General features: G+C 62.0%; 23 protein-coding genes, 1 tRNA gene and 2 pseudogenes. 11 read left to right on the top strand and 15 right to left on the bottom strand.

Annotated features, from left to right (window positions below; translation table 11 throughout):
* Nucleotides 1-52 precede the first annotated feature (52 nt).
* Complete coding sequence (gene purU, locus K289_RS0135355) at nt 53-937, top strand: formyltetrahydrofolate deformylase (RefSeq protein WP_027555762.1); 885 nt, start codon at nt 53-55, stop codon at nt 935-937.
* A gap of 192 nt (nt 938-1,129) precedes the next feature.
* On the opposite strand, the gene K289_RS53185 is transcribed toward purU, so the two are convergent.
* The 8 genes and pseudogenes from K289_RS53185 to K289_RS46240 form a co-directional block, all read right to left on the bottom strand.
* Nucleotides 1,130-1,414 carry a hypothetical protein gene (locus K289_RS53185; RefSeq protein WP_156918355.1) on the bottom strand — a complete coding sequence of 95 codons (285 nt, stop codon included), beginning with the start codon at nt 1,412-1,414 and terminating at the stop codon, nt 1,130-1,132.
* A complete protein-coding gene (locus K289_RS53180) occupies nt 1,414-1,998 on the bottom strand; it encodes a triphosphoribosyl-dephospho-CoA synthase (protein ID WP_371260892.1) in 585 nt (194 codons plus the stop codon). The genes K289_RS53185 and K289_RS53180 overlap by 1 nt, the downstream gene beginning before the upstream one ends.
* 478 nt (nt 1,999-2,476) lie before the next feature.
* Nucleotides 2,477-3,200 (bottom strand): annotated as a pseudogene (locus K289_RS46255) (helix-turn-helix domain-containing protein); the annotation flags it as partial.
* 73 nt (nt 3,201-3,273) lie between these two features.
* Nucleotides 3,274-4,371 (bottom strand): FAD/NAD(P)-binding protein, encoded by a 1,098-nt coding sequence (locus K289_RS46250; RefSeq protein WP_256380035.1) that lies wholly within the window; start codon nt 4,369-4,371, stop codon nt 3,274-3,276.
* Nucleotides 4,361-4,630, bottom strand: coding sequence for an FAD-dependent oxidoreductase (locus K289_RS52915; RefSeq protein WP_256380034.1), 270 nt, complete (start codon nt 4,628-4,630; stop codon nt 4,361-4,363). The genes K289_RS46250 and K289_RS52915 overlap by 11 nt, the downstream gene beginning before the upstream one ends.
* 205 nt (nt 4,631-4,835) lie before the next feature.
* A complete protein-coding gene (locus K289_RS52555) occupies nt 4,836-5,300 on the bottom strand; it encodes a LysR substrate-binding domain-containing protein (protein WP_051311126.1) in 465 nt (154 codons plus the stop codon).
* On the bottom strand, nt 5,297-5,629 hold the full coding sequence (locus K289_RS52550; RefSeq protein ID WP_051311124.1) for a hypothetical protein: 333 nt from the start codon (nt 5,627-5,629) through the stop codon (nt 5,297-5,299). The genes K289_RS52555 and K289_RS52550 overlap by 4 nt, the downstream gene beginning before the upstream one ends.
* Before the next feature lie 374 nt (nt 5,630-6,003).
* Nucleotides 6,004-7,659 (bottom strand): recombinase family protein, encoded by a 1,656-nt coding sequence (locus K289_RS46240; RefSeq protein WP_063614252.1) that lies wholly within the window; start codon nt 7,657-7,659, stop codon nt 6,004-6,006.
* 455 nt (nt 7,660-8,114) lie between these two features.
* On the opposite strand from K289_RS46240, the gene K289_RS53175 reads away from it, so the two are divergent.
* Nucleotides 8,115-8,270 (top strand): hypothetical protein, encoded by a 156-nt coding sequence (locus tag K289_RS53175; RefSeq protein WP_198024829.1) that lies wholly within the window; start codon nt 8,115-8,117, stop codon nt 8,268-8,270.
* Between the two features lie 422 nt (nt 8,271-8,692).
* On the opposite strand, the pseudogene K289_RS52540 reads toward K289_RS53175, so the two are convergent.
* Nucleotides 8,693-8,857: pseudogene (locus K289_RS52540) on the bottom strand (nucleotidyl transferase AbiEii/AbiGii toxin family protein); the annotation flags it as partial.
* A gap of 431 nt (nt 8,858-9,288) precedes the next feature.
* Nucleotides 9,289-9,978, bottom strand: a complete 690-nt coding sequence (locus K289_RS0135305) for an IclR family transcriptional regulator (protein WP_027555759.1) — start codon at nt 9,976-9,978, stop codon at nt 9,289-9,291.
* Nucleotides 9,979-10,137: 159 nt separating this feature from the next.
* On the opposite strand from K289_RS0135305, the gene K289_RS0135300 reads away from it, so the two are divergent.
* The 6 genes from K289_RS0135300 to K289_RS0135275 all read left to right on the top strand — a co-directional run bounded on the left by K289_RS0135300 (nt 10,138) and on the right by K289_RS0135275 (nt 15,835).
* The gene (locus K289_RS0135300; RefSeq protein WP_035686981.1) at nt 10,138-10,929 is read left to right on the top strand and encodes an ABC transporter ATP-binding protein; all 792 of its coding nucleotides are present in this window, start codon (nt 10,138-10,140) and stop codon (nt 10,927-10,929) included.
* The gene (locus tag K289_RS0135295; protein ID WP_027555757.1) at nt 10,913-11,686 is read left to right on the top strand and encodes an ABC transporter permease; all 774 of its coding nucleotides are present in this window, start codon (nt 10,913-10,915) and stop codon (nt 11,684-11,686) included. Before K289_RS0135300 ends, K289_RS0135295 begins: the two co-directional genes overlap by 17 nt.
* Nucleotides 11,687-11,716: 30 nt before the next feature.
* Entirely contained in the window at nt 11,717-12,739 is a 1,023-nt protein-coding gene (locus K289_RS0135290; RefSeq protein WP_035686997.1) for an ABC transporter substrate-binding protein, read from the top strand.
* A gap of 45 nt (nt 12,740-12,784) precedes the next feature.
* Nucleotides 12,785-14,047, top strand: coding sequence for a CaiB/BaiF CoA-transferase family protein (locus K289_RS0135285; protein ID WP_027555755.1), 1,263 nt, complete (start codon nt 12,785-12,787; stop codon nt 14,045-14,047).
* 67 nt (nt 14,048-14,114) lie between these two features.
* Nucleotides 14,115-14,942: a citryl-CoA lyase gene (locus K289_RS0135280; protein ID WP_027555754.1), complete on the top strand. Its 828-nt coding sequence runs from the start codon at nt 14,115-14,117 to the stop codon at nt 14,940-14,942.
* Complete coding sequence (locus K289_RS0135275) at nt 14,939-15,835, top strand: SMP-30/gluconolactonase/LRE family protein (RefSeq protein WP_027555753.1); 897 nt, start codon at nt 14,939-14,941, stop codon at nt 15,833-15,835. Before K289_RS0135280 ends, K289_RS0135275 begins: the two co-directional genes overlap by 4 nt.
* Nucleotides 15,836-15,998: 163 nt before the next feature.
* Here the strand turns inward: K289_RS0135275 and K289_RS0135270 are convergent, their stop codons facing one another.
* The 4 genes from K289_RS0135270 to K289_RS0135255 form a co-directional block, all read right to left on the bottom strand.
* Nucleotides 15,999-16,580, bottom strand: coding sequence for a hypothetical protein (locus tag K289_RS0135270; protein WP_156918354.1), 582 nt, complete (start codon nt 16,578-16,580; stop codon nt 15,999-16,001).
* Nucleotides 16,581-16,712: 132 nt separating this feature from the next.
* Nucleotides 16,713-16,787 (bottom strand) — tRNA-Val (locus tag K289_RS0135265).
* Nucleotides 16,788-16,941: 154 nt separating this feature from the next.
* Nucleotides 16,942-18,240: a hypothetical protein gene (locus K289_RS0135260; protein WP_027555751.1), complete on the bottom strand. Its 1,299-nt coding sequence runs from the start codon at nt 18,238-18,240 to the stop codon at nt 16,942-16,944.
* 122 nt (nt 18,241-18,362) lie between these two features.
* On the bottom strand, nt 18,363-18,968 hold the full coding sequence (locus tag K289_RS0135255; protein ID WP_027555750.1) for a DUF1134 domain-containing protein: 606 nt from the start codon (nt 18,966-18,968) through the stop codon (nt 18,363-18,365).
* A 140-nt stretch (nt 18,969-19,108) separates the two neighbouring features.
* On the opposite strand from K289_RS0135255, the gene K289_RS0135250 reads away from it, so the two are divergent.
* A complete protein-coding gene (locus K289_RS0135250) occupies nt 19,109-19,594 on the top strand; it encodes a YHS domain-containing (seleno)protein (RefSeq protein ID WP_027555749.1) in 486 nt (161 codons plus the stop codon).
* Here K289_RS0135250 and K289_RS0135245 read toward each other — a convergent pair.
* On the bottom strand, nt 19,588-20,412 hold the full coding sequence (locus K289_RS0135245) for a 3'(2'),5'-bisphosphate nucleotidase CysQ (RefSeq protein WP_027555748.1): 825 nt from the start codon (nt 20,410-20,412) through the stop codon (nt 19,588-19,590). The genes K289_RS0135250 and K289_RS0135245 overlap by 7 nt on opposite strands.
* A 189-nt stretch (nt 20,413-20,601) precedes the next feature.
* Here K289_RS0135245 and chpT point away from each other — a divergent pair, with 189 nt between their 5' ends.
* Together chpT and K289_RS46230 are read left to right on the top strand one after the other, a co-directional pair.
* On the top strand, nt 20,602-21,255 hold the full coding sequence (gene chpT, locus K289_RS0135240) for a histidine phosphotransferase ChpT (RefSeq protein ID WP_027555747.1): 654 nt from the start codon (nt 20,602-20,604) through the stop codon (nt 21,253-21,255).
* A gap of 189 nt (nt 21,256-21,444) precedes the next feature.
* Nucleotides 21,445-22,025 (top strand): Hpt domain-containing protein (locus K289_RS46230; RefSeq protein WP_035686022.1); only part of this gene is annotated, 581 nt, incomplete at its 3' end.

Here is a 22,025-nt window from a genome sequence, read left to right as displayed (position 1 = left end):
GCCGCAAGCGCTTCACCATCCGGCGACAGCCGCAACCCTTCGAGTTCTCTTCATGGCCAATTTTCTCCTCACCGTGACGTGCCCGGCAAGGCGCGGCATCGTTGCCGCGATCTCGACGTTTCTTGCGCAGAACGGTTGCAACATCACGGACAGTTCGCAATTTGACGACGCGCAGACCGACCGCTTCTTCATGCGGGTGAGCTTCCTCTCGCAGGAAGGCGCGAAGCTATCGACATTGCGCGACGGCTTTCCGGCGGTCGCCGAGCAGTTCGACATGAAGTGGGCCATTCACGACGCGTCGAAACGAATGAGGGTCGTTATCATGGTGTCGCGCTTCGGCCATTGCCTGAACGATCTTCTGTACCGCTGGCGAATCGGCGCGCTCCCGATCGACATCGTTGCCGTGATTTCGAACCATCTCGATTACCAAAAGCTCGTTGTAAACCACGACATTCCCTTCCATTACATTCGTGTGACAAAGGAAAACAAGCCGGACGCCGAAGCTCAGCAGATGCGCATCGTTGAGGAGGCCGGAGCCGAGCTCATCATCCTGGCGCGCTACATGCAGATTCTATCCGATGAAATGTGCAAGAAGATGTCCGGACGGATAATCAACATCCACCACTCGTTTCTGCCTTCCTTCAAGGGCGCCAATCCATACAAGCAGGCATTTGAGAGGGGCGTGAAGCTCATCGGGGCGACGTCCCACTATGTCACGGCGGACCTGGACGAGGGACCGATCATCGAACAAGACACGATTCGAGTTACGCATGCGCAAAGCCCAGAAGACTACGTTAGCCTGGGAAGGGACGTCGAAAGCCAGGTTCTCGCCCGCGCCGTCCACGCGCACATCCATCGCCGGGTGCTGGTCAATGACGATAAAACGGTCGTCTTTCCGGCCTCGCCGGGATCGTATGCGGCGGAACGAATGGGCTAAATGTCGGGTGATGAGTACAGGATAAGTTCGGGCATGCCGGTGCGGGCTCATTCAAGGGGCTGGCACCACGCGTCGTTCTGTCGATGCGATGCCGGCCTGCTCGCGGTCCGGCACCTGGTCACGCGGCCATCTGCTCGCGGGTCCTGGGCCCGAAAATGCCGATCACCAGCATGACGATCACCATCGCCGTCGTTATCGTCGCAAAGACGCCTGAGACGCCGGAATTGCGCAGGCGCCAGGCCACGGGCTGGGCAATGTCATCAGAAGCGGCTGTCGTGCAATGGCTGGCTGATCGACCTTCGCCTGCGCGAGCTGCGTGATCCGGTAGGGACGAAAATTGCGCTTACCGGCGCCGAGTTCGAGCTTCTGGAGGTACAGGCGGTTGCGGCGGCGAAGACCTGTTCCGCGGCAGGCTGATCGGCGATCAAAGATCTTGTCCGACAAGGTGCCTTGTCCGCCGTAGAGCAGCGCAAGCATCAGGGGTCCAGCCGATCGACGAAGAGAGCCTCGAAAAGCAGCGCCATGGCGAGCAGATCTGCTGAGCCGCCCGGACTGAGATTGCGCGCGACGAAAGCCTGGTGGATGCCGTCGGCGTGTTCGCGCCAGCCTGTGCGACCGACACCGCCCACGGTAAACAATGCCGAAGCGCTGGCGTGCGCGAAACGCAGCCCGTCAGCCCGCCCCCGGTGCAGCAGATTGGTGTCGGCGACATCCGCGATGAGCGCCATGTAGGTCTGAACCCGGACTGCCTCCTTATCGTGCGGCGCGAGTGTCCGCGCCGCACGTAGCGCGGGAAGGGCGATGCGATAGACGGAGGGAAAGCTGCGAGCAGCTTGCCCGGCCGTAATCTCCGCCATCTCTTCCGGTCGTGGCTCGCCGGCGGTCGACCTTTCCCACCATCGGTCGACATCTACGTTGAGACCGGATTCGTCTGGATGCTTGTCGGCGGCCCAAGACACCGCGGCGCGGAAATAGGTGACACACTTTTCGCGCTGCCGATGTACGCCGGCGCGCTTGTCGGGATCTCGCGGCACAACGCCGTTGCGTGCTTCGTTGAGCAACGGCCTGTTGAGCTCCGTTAGAAGCAGGGGGGGAGCGCTTGGTAGGATGGCTTGGCGAACGCAAGGCGTAGTCGTCACACGTTCCTTTGCTCGCCGGTTTCATGCGTCGGTTGATCCATCGCGGCTTGGCAATCATGGCCTGGGACTTGCGATCAAGATCGGCCCACGTCCAGGTGGGCGGCTTGACCACCTTCGGCGGGGTCTCCGGAGGCGCCTCGTCAAGTTTGCCGCCGGCCATGTCGGCATAGACTTGCTTGGCTTTCTCGCGCGCGTCTCGAAGCGAGAGATAGGTCGGATCGATATGGATTCCCGTGGCGGAGCCGATCTTGCGCGAGAGGCCGTACGCCCGCACGATCCAGCGCACCGATCGCCCGCGCTGGCGCAGGGTCAGATATCGCTGCTCCGTTTCGTTCCAATCTGCTATTCGACCGCTGTCCGTTGCCTTTTTGGCCGCGGCAATCGCCTGGTTGACGACCGCCGGCGTGATCCGCTCGATCGCAATGCCGAGCCGGAGCCACCACACCGAGCTTTGAGCGACTGAACAAGGCATTGGCACTGGCAAAGGGCACGCCATTGTCGGAGCGGATGGCAAGCGGCAGACCGCGTTCGCGAAACAGGCGCTCGAAAGCCGTAATTGCAGGATCTTCGCGGGTGGAATCGAGCGCCCCGCAGAGCAGCAGGAAGCGCGAGGCATGGTCAGTGACGGTCAGGGGATAACAGTATCGGCCATTGCCGAGCTTGAACTCGCCCTGGAAGTCGGCGCACCACAGATCGTTGGGAAGCGTGCCCTGCGACAGCGGCGTGCCGCGCGCGCGATGGCGCGGCCCGCCGCCGCGCTTGACGAGGCCGTAGCGGTCGAGCACCGCGTGGATGGTGCTTTTGGCGGGAACCTTGATGTCGCCATCGAGCCGACGCACCAGCAGCTCGCGGATCTTGCGGACGCCCCAGTGCGGCTTCTCGCTCTTCAGCCGGACGATCAGGGTCTCGAGCTGTGGCGGAAGCTGGTTGGCATAGCGTATCGGCCGCCTGGAGCGGTCGCTCAACGCCTCAATCCCGTGCTTCTTGTAGCGATCGAAAATCTTGTAGCCGGTCTTGCGGGAGATGCCGAACTCCCGGCAGACCTCGGTCATGGCTTCCCCATCCAGAAGCCGGGCGACAAAGCGCAGCCGCTCTTCCATTACCGAACTCGCTTTCCACGGCATCCACACCACAAGGGCGGCTATTTCAGCTTCCAGCCGCTTTGGGACTGGATCACGGAAGCCGAGCCGGATCTCTTCAACTAAGAGCATCGCTTCCGAGCCGGGAAGCAAGCTCTACGCATTGCTGTCGTATATCTGGCACGGCGATGATCTCCCAGAATGCGGCCCGCGTGAGCGGGCCGACGGCGTAGAGACGGCGCGACGCAGACCCATGTGCATCGACAATGGCGCAGTCCGGCGTGACCTCGATGCCGATCCGCAGCGGGTCGATCCGCGAAAGGCCATTGTCGAACAGGCTGCGCACCGCCGGGTTGTTGCTGGCGCCTGGGTCCTTCACGATGCCCGTGCAGTCCACGATCGCTCCGACCTGAAGCTCGGACAGATCGCTCTGGCCGCGCCTACGATAGCTGACGTGCACACCACTCTGGTTCGGCGTAACGGTGGCGAGCTTGCCGGAGACAACGGTCAGACGACCGGTCGCCAGCGCCTCCGCGATGCGGGTCTCCACCTCGGGCGCCGTACGATGGCGATGGACGTCCCACCAGGCGCGGGCGTGCTCCAGGAATCTGCGCCGTGACTCCAGCGGCAGCTCCTGCCAGAGCCGCTGGGTGTAGGGCCTGATGGCATCGATCGCGCTGCGCCAGTCGCCGCCCTCGGCGACGTGTGCTTCGATACGGTGGCGAAACCAGTGCAGCAGGGCGCCGATCCGGGCACCGAACGGGATTTCGCTCTCAGCGAGACGCATCGGATCGATGCGGCGGTGGGCTCTCGGCAGTAGTCCGCGCCGCGACAGGGCGACGATCTGCCCCCGGTGTCCATGGCGGAGCAGCGACAGCACGTAATCGACCATCGAGAGGCCGGTGCCGAGGATCAGCATGGTCGCGTTGCTATCTATGCCGGCGTCGGCTGGGGCGATCCAAGGATCGACATGGCCGGGCAGGCGCGACGCCGCGGCGTCATGGCCGGTCGCGAGAATCGCGATGGCACCGGTCAGTAGCGTTCCGTCTGCCAGCGTCACCGCGACGTCGGACGGCGTTTCGCGAATGGCGATGCACTCACCCTGGATGATGGTGAGGCCCCGCCTTTCGTCGTGCGATGTCAGCGGCGCGATCAGGTCGGCGAGATAGTCCCCGTAGCTCTGCCGCGGAACGAAGCAGTAGGGATCAGGACACATCGGCCCCACCGGGCCGCGCGCACAGCCACTCCCAGAAATGCCCGGGGTCGTCAGGCAGCGCGCTCATGTTTGAAACGCGCACGTTGAGGAGATGCTCGGGATTGCCCGCGTGATAGGCAAGGCCGCGGCCGATCTCGGGTCGCTTCTCGATCAGCGTGACATGAAGACCGGGCGGAGAGGTCTTCAAGAGTTGAAACGCCATCAAGGCGCCGCTCGCGCCGCCGCCGATGACAATCGCGTGTCGCCCCTTCGGACCCATCGTGCCGCCCCCCGCTTTCATCGGTCGGTTAACGTCGCAGGACTGGGATTGGTTCTATCGCTCAATTGCGATGATAGTCGGACGGCTCCCGAGATCATTGTCGTGGCCGAACCGAAGTAATGTTTCTTCTGTCGAACTGGGCTCTGGTGGAATTATTATATCGGCGCGAGCGGTTGCTATTGCGTGGTCGCTGGCGTGCGGTCGGTCACAGCGTCTTGCAGACGCGATTGACCAACTCGATGAACCAGCGCAGCGCCGGGTTGGCCGCGGCGCGGCGTGTGTGGAGCAGGTCGATGGTGAAGGCCTCGACATCATAGGGAACCGGAGCGATGGACACGCCGGCGCTTGCGGCGAAGCGGCTGGCGATACGCTCGGCCACCGTCGCCACGAGATCGGTGCCGGCGATTGCAAACGAAACCGCGACGACATGCGCGAGCGTGATGGCGATCCGGCGCTTGCGCCCGTGCCGGGCCAGCATAGTATCGATTGCGCCGGGAAGCCCGTCGCCGCCCGCCGATGAGAACAGCGCATGCGGGAGGTCGGTATAGTCGTCCCTGGTGAGTTGGGCTTTCCGTCTGGCGCGCTTAGCGTCGCGGATGCAGACGAAGTTCTCTTCGAACAGCACGCATCGTGTAATACGCGCGGAGGCGGGGAGATGACCGTCGATCAAGGCGTCGATCTCGCCGTGTTCGAGGCTCGCAACACTCGTGGCGGCGTCAATGAGGGGCCTACCACGAGATCGATACCGGGCGCCTCCCGTCGCAGCGCTGCGACCAGCGGCGGTATAACGACAAGGTCGCCGTAATCAGTCACCGCGATGGAGAGGCGGCGGCGGGCGATTGCAGGATCGAAGCTTGATCCGGGCTCCAGCACGCCCCTGATCTGCCCGAGTGCCTCGCTGATCGGCCGGGCCAGCGATAGCGCCTTGGCCGTCGGCTGCATGCCCGAGGCAGATCGCACGAACAGATCGTCGCCGAAGAGTGCCCGCAGGCGGGTCAAGACGCCGACCCTTAAGCCTAAGTTCAAATGACCGCAAAGTGGTGTTCATTCACGCCCGGTTTTTTTGGCAAATCTTCCCAGCAATGCTCGCCGGCTTAGGTTCTCATCATAGCGTCAGGGCTCGTTTGAAATCTCCGCACCGACGAAGGGTGTCGTAAATACCAATTTCTTGGACGAGAAAGCAGCCACGCCGCACCGCCATGCGGCGCAAGATCGCGGCGCGCTATAGATCGCACGAAATCTGGGGTCTTCAGCCGCAATGACGCAGGCCAACGCGAGGCTCCAGCCAATCACGACCGCCGGCCTCCGGGCCCCAGCGATCATCGGCTTTTCGATCCCGTGTAGCTGACACCGAGAGGACGGGCGAATTCCTCCTAATGCGAACGCCTTGCGCGCGCGTTTTTGACTTTGGGCGGCCTTGATCTCGATCGCTTGCTCTCTTGAGCGGCGGTGGCTTCGGACGCACGGACTTTCCTGGTTACTCGCTTTGCAATTGCGCGTGCCAAAGCGTCACGGCTTTCGAAGCGAACTATTCCACGGCGCGCGCGAGCTCTTTCGGAAAATGCTATGGTCCGCACTGCGTTCCCATCGGTTGATAGCAGCACATAATCGCGCACGGACTTGTTATGCTCAGCCAACCTGACAGCGGCTATCCAGCCACGAGGCAAGCGTGCCTCACGCCGAATTGTCCAATATGGAGCACGATTTTCCTTAGTACACCAGCGCGCCGCTCGAATTGAGATGCTGGCCGATCCATTCACGCGCAAGCAATCCGTCAAGCCTGGGGTGCTGCACCCGCCCGCCTTTCGGACTGCCATAACGATTTCGGAGGCAAGTCTAGCCCTTTCCTCCGCCCAGAGTGGCCGCGAGTCAATGAACTCATAGTTTCGTTTGGGAGTATAGCCGATCAGCCGATACACGTTTCTGATGCTACCGAAGTGCGTTTGATAGGTGGAGACGCAGGGAAGGCCGATCGTCCCCTCTATGATAGCGGGGCTCAGGCGTCCTTCCTTGAGCAACGTTCGGCGCAATCGCGCAAGCATCTCCTCCCTTGTAATGTCGACGCGTCGCTCCTCAATGATCTTGTTGGCCTTTATGAATACTTCACGATCGATGATCGGCTCGATACATCCCTCGCTGGTAATCCAAAGCTCTGGCGGATTGTCGGTGCTGCAGGTCCGCCGCAATTTGCGCGATCGGCGGTTAAAGGTCAGGTTTCCGATGTAATTCTCGTTTCTAAGAACCCTGTTAACTGCCGCACGCGTCCATCGCACTCCTGTGCTCGTGGGTACGGCTTTCCGATTTAGCTCCCAGGCGATCGCGGTTTCGGACCTTCCCTCCAGGAATCGTTCGAAGATCCACCTCACGACGGCAATTTCTTCGGGAGTGCCCGGCCGAAGTCGGATGTGATCGGTGGTGACGTACTTCCGATCACCGTTTTTCAGCACGCCTTTTGACTGCTGGCTCGAATCGACCAGCATCCGCAAAAGAGCATAACCAGGACGTCCTCCGAGCTTGAAGCCAAGTCGGGCGAAACGGCATTGCCCAGCGTGAACCTTTACCGAAAGCTCACGGCTGTACTCCGCGGCCATGGCACGTTTGATGTTCTTGACGATGCTGGAGAGCATGCTGCCGTCATTGTCAAACTGCTCGGCGCAATACGCAATCTTGATACCCGCCTGCTTGCAGACAAACTCGTAATGCGCACTCTCATCAAGGTCCTGAAAGCGGCCCCATCGGCTTACATCATAGACCAATACGTGACCAAAATCGGCTTCTCCGAGTTGGACATCATCGATGAGCTGGATAAGGCCGGCCCTGTTCTTGATCATTAGACCGCTCTCACCCTCGTCACGATAGGTTCGAACGATCGTAAGATTATGGGCATGGGCGTATGCCGCGATCACAGCGGCTTGATTTTGGATCGAATATTGCTGCCGGTCTGTCGACATGCGGAGATATTGAGCCGCTCGTGTATCAATGTGTGAATCTGGCAACTGAGCCTTGTGGACGACGGGCAGGTTGGCCATCGATCGTTCCTCCGAATGTTGCCCCGCAGAGGTAGATCAAAGCTTTGCACGAGGTCTGTGGCAATAGCTACTCGGCGCGATATCGTGGTCTTGACGTACTAGACCCTATGTTTGCCCTCTGAGGTGACGGGCGGCCCGCCCCGCGGCAAGCTCCTATCGAGGGTTGCGCCGGATGGTCCGGCGCCGAGCCTCATAGCATGGGGAGCGGGCCTGATGAACGATAGCATTTTCTTGGGGCTGGATGTGCACAAGGCGACGATTCGGTTGCAATGGCCGAAGCGATGCGCGGCGGGGAGGTTCGTAACTTGGGGATCATCCCTAATTGCGCCGATTAAATCGCTAAGCTGGCGGACAAGCTTGGCAAAGGTGACCGGAAGGTGAGGTTTTGCTAGGAAGCGGGTCCCTGCGGATATGGCCTGCATCGACAACTGACGGGACTGGGGCACAACTGCATCGTGGTGGCCCCCTCGCTGATCGCGATGAAAGCCGGGGATCGGGTAAAAACCGACCGGCGCGATGCGGCGATGCTGGCCAAGCTGCACCGGAGCGGCGAGCTGACAGCCGTGTGGGTTCCGGATGCGGCGCATGAGGCCATGCGCGACTTGGTGTGAGCCCGCGCCACGGCGATGCGTGTGCTCGGCAAGGCGCGGCAACATCTCCAAGGCTTCCTGCTCCGACATGGGCGCATCTATGCCGGGAAGAAGGGGGGACTCTGGCTTATCGTCGCTGGCTTGCCCCCGCATCCGATAGAGCGCTCGAGTGCCCGCTTCGCTCAGAATGAATGCGTCGTTTTCCGCAATGTTTCGGTTGTTTGCCTGCGGAAAACAATCGTCTTTATGCCTCTTGCAGGCGTCGGTACCGATGAACGCCCATTAGGCGGCCGAACCGCGGAGGGCCATTCCCGTTGCGGAAAACCGGCTGACCCGCGGCGCTCCAACCTGTAGCGCGTTCGTCAGCTACCCTTGAGGGTGATAGACAAGATGAACGTAATAACTTGGTTGAGAAGCGAAGAGCCGGTTCGGATCGGCTTCCCTTTGCCATCCTTGAACTCGAAGTTGCGCGAAACGACCCAGACGTCGTACAGGTCTTTCATACGGCTATTGGCTCGGCCCAACATAACCATCGCCTGAAATTTCTCGGCGATAACTGTCTCGCGGGCGTAGGCTCGGAAATGTGGTGCCGGAAAATCCAAAAAAGAACAGGCGGGTCCATTTCTTGAAGACCAGATTATTCGAACCACTTTGTAAGCAGCATCGCTCCTTTCAGAAATGAAACGGTCGTGATGCTTGGTTTGACTCGGGCGATAATGAAGTCGCTCGAGAACGTAGTTGTTGAGCAGCCTGTCGGTGGCGCGCGTCCGGTATGCTTGCGTGTGTTTGCCGGGTTCATGTCCTCGCTCGCCGGCGCCTTCCTGTCGATCGGCGACCTTCACCGAAGGCATGACGCGAGGGGCGGGTACCTTGCGATCGCGTCCGTCATATACGGCAAATGGCGGATCGGCGGAACGCGCTTGCATGCCTCCTGTTCGGCGCCGCGACCCTGGGTGAGCGCCTATCGGCGCTGACCTGCGTCTACTAAAGCTGCGCTGAAACCGGGTTCATTGGCTGAAAACCGACATCGAAATTGGCATTATCCCTCGCTTGCGGGCAGCAAGCTCGCCAAGGCCTTGGCTTCCGATTTGAGAGCGTCGAGCGCACTCTTGCGCGCATCGGTGTCGAAGCGCGTTCTGATAGCGGAGACCGAAAGCGCGCCCCGCAGCTTGCCATGCACGTCCATCAACGGTACGGCCGCGGCGGCGACCTCCGGATCGCGCTCGCCGATCGAAACATAAAAGCCTCGATCCCGAATCTTCTTCCCTTCCGTGCTCGTCGGCTCGCGATATGCAGTGAGAATCCGGCCGGCGGCGCCGCGGTCAATGGGCAATCGTTGACCTTCTTCAAGGTGGTGTCGAACTGAACGTGGAGAATTGACGCGATAGAGGCAGATGCGTTCATCACCATCCGCAACATAGAAGGACGCGGTTTCCCCGGTTGCTTCGACCAGACGACGAAGTGAAGGCCGGATGACTTCGCCTAGATCCAGCCCACGTTGATAAAGCGCCCCAAGGCGCCATAGCTCGGATCCCGGCCGAAACAGGCGGTCCGCTCCGCGGACCAGGAAACCGTCAGCCTCCAGTGTGGAGGCCAGCCGCAGGACCGTGCTCTTATAGAGGTCAGTCGCTTCCGCAATTTGAGTTAGCGTCAGCGCGGCCCGCTCCGCGCTGAAGGCTTTTAGAATTGCCAGTGCTCTGCCGACAGCGTCAACGCCTGTCTTGCTCATCTCACCCCCAGTTCTGCTGTGTAGAACAAATATAGAAAACGTGCGTCAAAATCCAGCATTTCGTCAGAAATTGGTTCTGTAGCTCAGAATTAGGTTGACTCTCACCGGGCGCGAGACTATCGGTTGCGTATAGCAGAACAAGTTCTATGGAGCGAAACAATGGAGGGGCAGCCGGTGCTGGCCGTTGATCTGCGTGACGTGATGATCCGCTTCGGAGCCTTCACCGCGGTCAAGAGCATGAATCTGCAGGTGGGCGACACGGAATTCGTTGCGGTCGTGGGACCGACGGGCTGTGGCAAGTCCACCATCCTGAACACCGTCACGGGGCTCTTGAAGCCCGTGTCGGGAGACGTCCGGATCTTCGCTAAGCCGCTCACGGGCCTGAACGACCAATCCGGCTATATGCTCCAGCAGGAGGGGCTGCTCCCGTGGAAGACCGCGCAGGACAATGTTGGCCTCGGGCTTGTATTTCAGGGCAAGTCGGTCGAAGAGGCGCGTGCGCAGGCCCGAAAGTGGCTTGCCAAAGTCGGGCTGAAAGGATTCGAAGAGCGCTATCCGCATCAATTGTCAGGCGGACAGCGCAAGCGCGTCGCAATGGCGCAGACGTTGATCATGGAGCCAAGAATCGTCCTCATGGACGAGCCTTTCTCGGCGCTCGACGTCCACACCCGCCGGCTGATGCACCGAATTCTGCTCGATCTTTGGCAGGCCGAGCGCCGCTCGCTCATCTTCATCACCCACGATCTCGATGAAGCGATCACGCTGGCGGACCGCGTGGTCGTCATGTCGGCGGGCCCCGCGAGCCGGATGGTCGGCGACGTCAAGATCACCCTGCCTCGTCCGCGAGACGTCTCCGCGTTGCAGACCACGAATGAATTCGTCGCCCTCTATCGCGAAATCTGGTCGCTGCTCGGCGCCGAAGTGGAGAAGAGCTATGCCACGCAGAACTAAGGTTGCCGTCACGCAGGTCGCGATCGTCCTCGCGCTCCTTCTGGTCTGGGAGTTCGGCGTGCGGTCAGGAATGATCGATTCGTTCTTCTTCCCGGCGCCGTCGACCCTCGTGGGCCGCATAAGAGAGTGGGCGTCGACCGCCGATTTCTGGAACGATGTCGGTATTACGCTGGTCGAGACGATCCTGTCCTTCGTCGTCGGCATTGCGATCGGCACGGCGCTCGGGATCTGGCTCGGCCTGAGCCCGTTCGCCGCTGATGTCGTTCAGCCCTTCATCAAGATGTTCAACGCGATCCCGCGTATCCTGCTGGGGCCGATCTTCGTCATCTGGTTTGGCCTGGGACTGACATCCAAGGTCGCGCTCGGCGTGACCCTGGTGCTGTTCGTCGCGTTCTTCAACACCTTCCAGGGTGTCCGCGAGGTCAATCCGGTCGTCTTGGCAAACGCGCGCCTGTTGCGTGCATCCAAATCCTCGCTGTTGCGCCACGTCTATCTGCCGTCCGCCACGACCTGGATCCTGTCGAGCCTGCGGGTGTCCGTCGGCATGGCGGTCATGGGCGCAGTCGTAGCCGAATATCTCGGCTCATCCGCCGGATTGGGGCACCTGATAGCGCAGGCCGAGGGGGTGCTCGACGCGACCGGCGTATTCGCTGGCATCGTCGTGTTGTCCGTCTTCGTCATTGCCCTCGACGCTATCGTCGATCGCGCAGAAAAGCGCCTCCTCGTCTGGCGGCCGGCCCCCGCTCACGAAACCTGAACTGCTGCTTCGTCAATCATGGAGATGCACATGCGCGCTTTGATGCGACTGTTCCTGGGTGTGGCGGCTACCGGCCTCTGCCTCTTGTCGGCTCATGCCGCCGAACCCGAGAAGGCGAAACTGAAGATCGCCGTCGGTTCTCAGATTCTCAACTATATGCCTCTCGAACTGGGGGTAAAGCTCGGCACCTTCAAGGAAGAAGGCCTCGACGTCACGGTCGAGAACTTCCAGGCCGGCGGCTCCAAGGCCCTCCAGGCGCTGATTGGCGGCTCTGTCGACGGCACCGTGGGCTTCTATGATCACACGATCCAGATGCAGGCGCAGGGCAAGGCGATCTCCTGCGTCTTCCTCCTCAATGACATACCCGGAGTTCTTCTCGGGGTGCGCGGCGATCTCGCCGACAAGGTGAAGACCGGCGCCGACCTCAAAGGCCTGAAGCTCGGCATCACGGCCCCTGGTTCGTCGACGGACACGATGGCACGTTATTACATCAAGAAGTCAGGGTTGGGACCGCGTGACGTCAACATCATCGCGATCGGGAGCGGGGCGCCGGGCATGGTGGCGCTCGAAGCCAAGAACATCGACGCGCTGGTCTATTTCGATCCCATCGCCACGCTGCTCTCAAGGAAGAATGCGGCCAAGCCCCTGTTCGATGCACGCACGATCGAAGGCTCCAAGATTGCTTTCGGAGGCATCTATCCGACTGCCTGTCTCTACCTGCAGCAATCGTTCATCGACAAGAATCCCGAGACCGTGCAGCGCCTGGTCACTTCCTTGCTGAAGACCCATCGCTGGATCAACTCGGTGTCGACTGAGCAACTCGTCGACGCGATCCCTGCCGGATACAAGACCGACAATCGCGAAGTGAACATCGAGATCATGAAGGCGTCAAAAGCGCTGTTTTCCCAGACCGGCCTGATGGACGCCGAGGCGGCCAAGGTTCCGCTGGCCGTGCTGGGCGATTTCGATCCCAAGATCGCCGCGGCAAACATCGACCTCAGCAAGACTTTCACCAATCGCTTCGCGGAACGCGCGGCGCAGCAACTGAAATAACAACCGCAATCTCGGCCGAACATACCTTAAGGAAGGCTTTGTCAGATGTCTCTGCCGCTCACCGGCATCCGTGTTCTCGACCTGTCGAATGTATTGGCCGGTCCGTTCTGCGGCTACCATCTCGCGCGTCTTGGCGCGGAGGTCATCAAGGTCGAAAACCCGAATGGCGGCGATCTGGCGCGTCGCCTCGGCGCCGATCCGCAAAGGGCGGAGCGGCTACAGGGCCTCTCCTTCGTCGCTGTCAACGCCGGAAAGCAGTCGGTCGCGCTCGACCTGAAATCGCTGGCGGGCAGGGACGTGTTTCTTCGGCTCGTCTCCGAGGCCGACGTCGTTCTCGAAAACTTTCGACCCAAGGTCATGGAGCGGCTTGGTCTCGGTTTCGACGTTTTGGGCAAGCGCAACCCGCGCCTCGTCTATTGTGCGATCTCCGGCTTTGGACAGGACGGCCCTTGGTCGGCTCGGCCCGCCTATGACCAGATCGTCCAGGGCCTTTCGGGCGCCATGAGTGTCACTGGCAATGCCTCCACGGCTCCGCTCCGAACGGGCTTCCCGATCTCTGATACGATCGCCGGGCTGACGGCGGCCTTTGCCATTGCAGCGGCTCTCGTCGAACAGCGGCACACGGGGCGAGGCCGCTTCATCGATGTGTCGCTGCTCGAGGCCACCATTGCGGCGATGGGATGGGTGGTTTCCAATCACTTGAACGCCGGCGTCGAGCCACAACCGATGGGGAATGAGAACTTCACCGCAGCGCCCTCCGGCACGTTCCGGACGGCGACGGGTCCGCTGAATATCGCCGCGAACGAGCAGAAGCAGTACCAGGCCCTTTGTGACCTGGTGGGGCGACCGGACCTGAAGGCCGATCCGCGCTTCGCAAAGCGCGAGGCGCGGAAATTGAATCGTGCGTTGCTGAACGAGGAATTGAACAAGGCATTTCGTCGTAAGTCTGCGGAAGAATGGGAGGCGCAGTTGAACGCGGCTGGCGTTCCTGCCGGCTGCGTGCTGACCGTTCCGCAAGTGTTGCAGCAGCCGCAACTGCTGGACCGCAGCTTTGTGGAGACACTACCGACTGAGAGGGCTGGCGAGCAGCCCTTGCGGATCACGCGACCGGGCTTTCGGTTGGAGGAAGATTTTGCCGTTCCCTCGGTCCCTCCCGTGCTCGGTGCCGACACCGAGCGGTGGCTGGCGCGGCTGGGCTACACCTATCAGGAGATCGAGCAGATCATCTCCAGTGGTGCCGCCGGTACGCCACGCCAGGGAGAGGCACATTTTCCGCTGGTTCGTGCGGCTACGGACGGAGCGTCGTGAACGTAAGCGGTGAGTTGCGTGCGGGCGGGGCTAACCCGGGCGCATGCTGACGGGATTGGAAAACAGAATGAGCGAAGCAGAGCTGCGAGAGCGGGCCGCCCATTGGTGGCGGACCTCAATATGCGACATGGCCCCGGGCCGGATCGCCTACCGCGGATACCCGATCGAGGAATTGATAGGGCGCATTTCGTTTCCCGCGATGATCTGGCTGATGCTGAGGGGAGATTTGCCCGCACCGGTGCAGGAAGGACTGTTGCAGGCTGCGCTGGTCGCCTCGGTGGACCATGGTCCGCACGCGCCTTCCATCGCCATTGCCCAGATGGCAGTCAGTTGTGGGCTGCCGCTCAACGGGGCGATGGCGTCTGCAATCAACACGCTCGATGACGTGCATGGCGGAGCGGGCGAGCAGGCGATCGAGGTCTATGAGGACGTCCTGCAACGTGGCGAAACGGCAAGCATTGACCAGGCCGCGGCCGATGCTATCGATCATTTTTCCAGCTCACGCAGCAAGTATCTGCCCGGTTTCGGTCACAGGTTTCACCCCGTTGACCCCCGTGCCGAACCGCTGCTCAAATTGGTCGATGCCGCGGTAAGCGAAGGTGCCGTCAATGGTCGCCATGTCGAGGCTGCGCGCGCGATCGAGCGCGTCCTGCGAGAACGCAAGGGCAAGCTCATCCCCATGAACATCGATGGAGCTACCGCCGTGATCTATGGGGAGCTGGGATTTGCCGCGCCTCTTGCGCGTGGCATCTTCTGCCTGTCGCGTGCAGTGGGCATCCTGGCGCACGCATGGGAGCAGACCGGGCGCAAGGATCGCAACAAGGGACCGATGCCAAAACAGTTTGCCTACAAATACGAGGGGCAGCCGAAGCGAAGCCTGAAGGCCGCGCCATGATGTACCTCGACGAGCCGCCGCAGGTCATCGAAACGCGTGTCTTTGCGACGATGCCGGCCGAATTCCGCCGGCCTGGGGTGCGCTCCGATTGGGCGGACGCTAACCGCGGTGGCAAACCGGTGGACTGCTTCATCGAGGGACCTTCGTTCGATGCGGCCGGAAATCTCTATGTGGTCGACATTCCATTCGGCCGCATCTTCAGGATTGCAGCCGATGGCTCCTGGGCCTTGATCATCGAATACGATGGCTGGCCAAACGGCCTGAAAATCGCGCCGGACGGCCGCATCCTGGTTGCCGATTACATGAACGGCCTTATGGAGCTTGATGCACGTCGCGGCACGATCCACAGCTTGCTCGGTCACCGCAATTCCGAGTCGTTCAGGGGGTGCAATGACCTGCATATAGCTTCGACTGGCGATATCTATTTTACGGACCAGGGACAAACTGGACTGCACGATCCGTGTGGTCGCGTCTTTCGCCTACGCCCCGATGGACGACTTGATTGTCTGATCTCGAACGGACCAAGCCCGAACGGTCTTGTGCTTGATCCGGACGAGTCCGTGCTGTTTGTGGCGATGACACGGGACAATAGCGTCTGGCGCTTGCCCATGATGCGAGATGGCGGCGTGGCAAAGGTCGGTAGGTTCAACGCGTTCTTCGGGACAAGCGGTCCGGACGGGTTGGCGATGGATGGCAAAGGCCGATTGTTCGTGGCTCATGCATCTCTCGGCCATGTCTTCGTGCTGGCACCTAACGGTGAATGTGTCGCGCGCGCCAAGTCCTGCGCGGGCTCGACCTGCACGAACGTTGCAATACAGACAGCAAACAACGCGTTGGCTATTACTGAATCGTCGACTGGTTCTGTATTGATAGCGAGTCTAAGCGCTCTTTGAGGCTCAAAGTCGGTAGTCAGGCCGGCCAGACTGCGATTTTCCGCGATGTTCTACGGCATTGTACGATGCCGCCCCGTCAGGCGACGCTGTTCCGCTCGATGACTAATTGCTCACCAGCCAGCGAAGTTTGTGACTTGGCGGACCAAATTCGCACAATGTGCGGTCATCGAATCCCGTTGAGTTTGTCGATGATCGCGAGCGCACCGCGCCCGACCGCGTCAACCTGATCCTGCGTCAACACATATTGCGGGACGTACCGGATTCCTGACGGGTCTATTGCAGCCATCCGGCTCGCCAACAAGCCTTTGCCCTTACCGAGTTCTTTGGCGATGTATTTCGAAAGTATCCGCGGGGTGCCTGCATCAGCCGTGCGGCAGACCGACACATCCGCGAGCCAATCGCCATAGACGACCCATGCATGCCCGTCCCAATCGACGTTCGAATTCGAGAACAGCTCTTTGCCGTCGAACTCGTTGTCTTCGCCAAAGACACGTTTGTCGCCAATGTAAAGCGAACCGGCCACGACATAGCTGCGCTGCGAACCGAGCTTCTCCAGCGCCAGTGAATACAACGCGCTCATCAAGGCGCACTGGCCCGGCATCCGGCCGGGAAAGATTTTCAGCACCTTGAGCGCAGCCTCGTTGAGAACCCGCTTATCGGCTTCACCAACTGTAAACTTGCTCCACGCATTTGCCGCAGCGGCGTCGAATGACGCCGTTATTAATTCTCTAAGATTCCCAGGCATTCTGATCTGCCACGCCGCTATGCGAAAGAGGTTTGCGTGTCGGTCCTCAACTGTGCCCCTATTGTGCCCCAGCTTTTCTGGGGCACGCATCTAGGGAAGCAATCCAATAAGTCTTTGATCATTAAGGTTTAATGGTGGGCGCACAAGGGATCGAACCTTGGACCTCTCCCGTGTGAAGGGAACGCTCTCCCGCTGAGCTATGCGCCCGGGACCATCATGCAGGCGGCCGGACCTTTCGGCCGGCCGGCACATTCGGTGGAGCCCGCGATTTAGAAGTGCGGGCCCAAGGTGTCAAGTTTCCAGGTGGTCTCGAGCCTGAAAACCTTCCGTAGATCGCGAAATTCGCAAATCAAACCGCGCTTTAGGCCCCCTGCTGGCGGGCGCGGGAGGCGTGGGCCTGGAGCGCGCGGATGCGCTCGGCGAGCGTTCCGCCGCCCTCGGGCAAAGTGGCCGCGGCCACGCCGTTCGTCGCGGCGTCGTTGGCCGGACGCGGGGCGGGCTTCGGGGCCTGGCCCGCTTCGGCCGCGAGCAGCGCCTCGATCGGCGAGTTCGGACCTTCGAGCTGCATCGCGAGCTTGGCGACTTCCGCGGCGATGTCGTTGATGCGCTCGCGCAGTAGCGCATTCTCCATGCGCTCGGTCGCCCAGGAGCTCTCCGCCTGTTGCTGGATCGCGTTGATGTCGCGCTGGAGTTTTCCGCGCTCGTCGCGCGCCGTCCGCAGCTGCTCTTCAAGCGCCGACTTCTCCGCGCGCAGTGCCTCGAATGCGGCCGATGATTTGCCGCCGCTCAGCGCGGCGAGCTCGACGCGCAGCTCCTTGACGGTGCGATCGGTGGCCTCATTGACCTGGCGCAGCTGATTATTCTCGTAGTCGCGCTCGGCCAGAAGCTTGCCCTGGGTCGCCAGCCGCCCTTCGAGGTCGGCGACGCGGCCCGAGAGCATCTCGGCCTCTTTGACCTGCACGATGAGCTGGCGGTCGAGATCGGTGACGCGCTGGCTCAGATTTTCGACGCGGCCGCGCGCGTCGGAAAGTTCGCGCGAGGCGGTCTCCGATTCCGTGCGTTCCTGTGTCAAACGCGCCTGGGTCGCCGTGAACTCCTTCTCGGCATCGCCAACGCGGTTCTTCAATTTCTCGATCTGCGCGCGCACTGCGACGAGCTCGACCTGGCGGCTCTCCGCCATCATCGAACGGTCGGAGAGCTCCGAGTTGATCTTGGCAAGCTCGCCCTGCTTGTCGGTCAGCGCCTGCTCGGCGCCGCGCAGGGCCTCGGTCTTGGCGTTGAATTCCTCTTCGGTGGCGCGGAGCTGCTCCTTCACCGCCTTCTCGCGCGCCTCCAGCGCGAAGATCGTGGCGTTCTTCTCGCCGAGCTCGATCTTCATGCGGTTGATGGCATCGCTCTTCTTGCCAAGCTCGGCGAGCTGGCTCGTGGTCTTGTTCTTGAGCTGCTCGACGCTCATCTCGAGCCGTCGCGCCGACATGGCGAATTCGGCGCGGAGCTGGTCTTTGTCCGCCTGGATCTCCGCCATCGACAGGGGCGTTGCGGCCTCGAGCCGGCGTGTGGTCAGCCGAACCGCCCGGTTGTGCACCAGCGGCACGACCGCGAGCCCGCACAGCATCGAGAGCAGGAAACCGATCGCCAAGTACATGATCGGTTCGACCATGGGGCAGGACTCCGCAAATCAAGGAAAAATTTACCAACGACAATGCCATGGGCGGCCGGCAAAAAGCCAGCCCCGGCCTGTCGTTAACGTTGATCTGTCAGCGGACGGGAGGAGGGGACCCTTTAGAATGGGTTCCAGGTCGCCCGCGGGGTGTATTTGAGGTAGCCGATATTGGCTCCCAGCCGCAGGCCGAGGCCGGAGCGGATCGGCACCAGCACGATATTATTGGCGGTGAGCGCCGTCATGCCAAAGCCGCCGATGATGTAGGCCGAGCCATCGATGCCGCCGAAGCGCTGGTAGATCGCATTGGTGGCGGGCAGGTTGTAGACCAGCGTCATGGTGCGGGCGCCGTCGCCGCCCCAGTCGAAACCGAGCGACGGACCCTGCCAGTAGACCCGCAGATCACCCGCATTTTTGGTGTAGAGCGTGCCTTCGCCATAGCGCAGGCCGGCGACGAAGGCGCCGGAACCCTCCTCGCCCAGGATATAGCCGTTGGGCAGGCCCCACTGGCTGACGGCCTTCTCGATGATCGAGGCGAGCCCGCGCGAGACGTTACCGAAGAAGCGGTGGCCGGCCCCCACCAGCTCGTCCGGCCCATAGGTGTTGGGCGTCGGGGTCCGCTGCGGCGGCGGCAGGTTGGGCGGCGGCGGCTGCTGGGCGGAGGCCGGCACGATCCAACCCACCAGCGCGGCAAGCGCGACTGCGGCAAGGCGTGATGCGAAAGTCATAAAAAACCCCTGGTACCGAATTCGGTCGCTTCCCTTAACCTGACGCCAACAGGCACGGCTCTAGGTTTGCGCCGAATGTCCCCTCGACTCGGATGTTATCCGCAGCAACTATGACGGCACAACGGCAGGACGCTAGCCCTTTGCGCCCCGGAATTGCCTTGATCGGCCTCCTGGTTTGCCTCCTGGCGGGCATAGGGGCCATCTGCTCCGGGTGTCCGGCGGAGGCCGCCACCACGGAACGGATTGTCGTCAACCGCTTCAGCGGGGTGGCGATCGAAGGCTTCGACCCCGTGGCCTATTTCGTCGACGGCCGGCCGGTCCAGGGGACGGCGGAGTTTGAAGCGAACCTCTGGGGCGCGGTCTGGCGCTTCCGCAACGAGGGCAACCGGGCCTCGTTTCTGGCCCACCCCGAAGTCTACGGGCCGCAGTTCGGCGGCTATGATCCGGCCGATATCGCCCGCGGCGTGACCGTTGCCGGCAATCCCCGCTTCTTCGTCATCTCGGCGCAGCGGCTTTATCTGTTCAGTCGGGAAGACAATCGCAACGCCTTTGCCGCGGACCCGGAGCGCTTCCTGTACGAGGTGGGTAAGCGCTGGCCGGCGCTCCAGGAACAGCTCAGTCAGTAGAGCCGTACCGCCTGCGCGTCACCCCAGGCGATGAACTCCGGGATGATGAAGCCGGTGTCGCCGCGCTCGCCGAATCGGAGCTCGCCGCCTTTGCCGTCCGTCACCCTGCCGCCGGCCGCGGTCACGACCGCACAGCCGGCTCCGACGTCCCATTCCGAGGTCGGCCCGAAGCGCGGGTAGATGTCGGCGGTGCCCTCTGCGATTCGGCCGAACTTCACGGCAGAGCCGACCGTCCTTCTCACGGCGTTGGGCCGGGCGTCGATGAACGCCTCACTCTTCTTGTCCCCATGCGAGCGGCTCACCGCCGCGACCCAGGGCTCGCCCTGTCCAGGCAGCTTGCGGGTATGGATCGGCTCGGCCGCACCGATGACAGCGCCGTCAAATGTCACGCGCTCGGCGCCACGCCCGACGATGCCGCGCCAGAGCTGCCCGAGCGCGGGCGCGCTGACGATGCCAAGCAGCGGCACGCCACGCGTGACGAGGGCGAGATTGACGGTGAACTCGTCGCGGCCGGCGACGAACTCCTTGGTTCCGTCGAGCGGATCGATCAGGAAGAAGCTGTCGCGAAACGGCGGCGAGGCGAGCTGGGTTCGCTCTTCCGACAGCGTCGGCACGTCGCCTGCGAGCTCCGCGAGGCCGTCCGCGATGATCCGGTCGGCGGCGAGATCAGCTTCGGTCACCGGCGAGCCATCCTGCTTGCCGTCGACGCGCATCGCCGCGCGGTTGACTGCGAGGATGGCTTCGCCCGCCTGCACCACCAGTACCGTCAGGGACTCCATCAGGCCGGCGGCGGCCTCGGCGTCGATGATCCGCTTCACCGCGGTGCCTCATTCATCGGCAAATTACACCCTCTGTTCGGTTGATTCGGCCCGGCATTACGGCCGCTTCGAACCTATCGCAAGCTAGCTGCGATGGGCTTGCGAATGTTAGAACCCGCCACCCGTCACGCATGCGTGATTCGCCGCGTCCGCGCCGTGCAATACCAGGAACCCTCCAGGACCCCTTTAATGTCTGGCACCTCGTCACCCGGTACCGCTACTGCTCCCGATATGCTCGAACTCGCGGCACTGCTGTGCTCGCGCGTCTGCCATGATCTCATCAGCCCTGTCGGCGCCATCGTCAACGGGCTCGAGGTGCTCGACGACGATCCCAAGCCCGAGGATCGCGACTTCGCGCTCGAGCTGATCCGCAAGAGCGCCAAGACAGCGTCGGCCCGCTTGCAGTTCTGCCGCCTTGCCTTCGGTGCCGCCGGCTCCTCCGGCGCGCAGATCGACCTCGGTGACGCGCAGAACATGGCGCGCGGCCACATCGAGGATGGCAAGTGCACGATCACCTGGAATCTGCCGCGGCTGTTGTTGCCGAAGAATCGCGTCAAGCTGCTGCTCAACATGCTCGTGATCGCGCAGCACACGATCCCGCGCGGCGGCACGCTGACGGTCGATCCGATCGGCGAGGGCGAGACCATGAGCTTTCGCGTCACGTCCACCGGCCACAATGCGCGCCTGCCGCAGAACATCGCCGAGCTCCTGAGCGGCGAGCGTGGCCCGGCTGCGGATGCACACGCGATCCAGCCTTATTATACGCGGCTTCTGGCGCAGGCCTGCGGTCTCACCGTGACGCTCGCGCCGGAGGGCGAAGCCATCATCGTTACCGCTTCGTAAACGCGGCGTCGCAGGCGGTTAATGGAATCTTTACGAGGCGCTTCGGCTTGTCCGGAGCGCCTTATCTATTTGTTGGTTCCGTTCTTTTGCACTTACTCAACCAATATTAAACGCTTTGCGGTGAAGCTGGCCCCATTCTGAAGGCGCATACGCGTCGTGCGTGCCCTCCCTGTATGAAGGCCTGTTTTCATGGATGATCTGTTGCGGGAGTTTTTGACGGAGACCAGCGAGAGCCTGGACACCGTCGACAATCAATTGGTGAAGTTCGAGCAGGAGCCGAACAACGCCAAGATCCTGGATAACATCTTCCGCCTGGTCCACACCATCAAGGGCACGTGCGGCTTTTTGGGATTGCCGCGTCTGGAAGCGCTGGCGCATGCCGGCGAGACCTTGATGGGCAAATTCCGCGACGGCATGCCGGTGACGGGGCAGGCGGTGACGGTGATCCTGTCCTCGATCGACCGCATCAAGGAGATTCTGGCCGGGCTCGAGGCCACCGAGGCCGAGCCCGAGGGCAACGACCGCGACCTGATCGACAAGCTGGAAGCGATGGTCGAGCAGGGCATGGCGGCGATGGCCGCAGGTGCCGCGCCCGTCACTGAAGCGCCGCCGCTGGCGCCGGACGCCCCCGCCGCTGCGCCGGCCAAGGAGATGGCCACGGGCTCGCTGGTCGACCAGACGCTGGAGCGCCCCTTGCGCCCGGGCGAGGTGTCGCTCGACGAGCTCGAGCGCGCCTTCCGCGAGACCGCGATCGAAGTGCCGGCGCCGGT

The organism is Bradyrhizobium sp. Cp5.3, assembly GCF_000426265.1.
GTDB classification, from domain to species: Bacteria; Pseudomonadota; Alphaproteobacteria; order Rhizobiales; family Xanthobacteraceae; genus Bradyrhizobium; species Bradyrhizobium neotropicale.
Note: the sequence above shows the minus strand (reverse complement) of the source record. Positions and strands in the feature narration are given on the sequence as shown.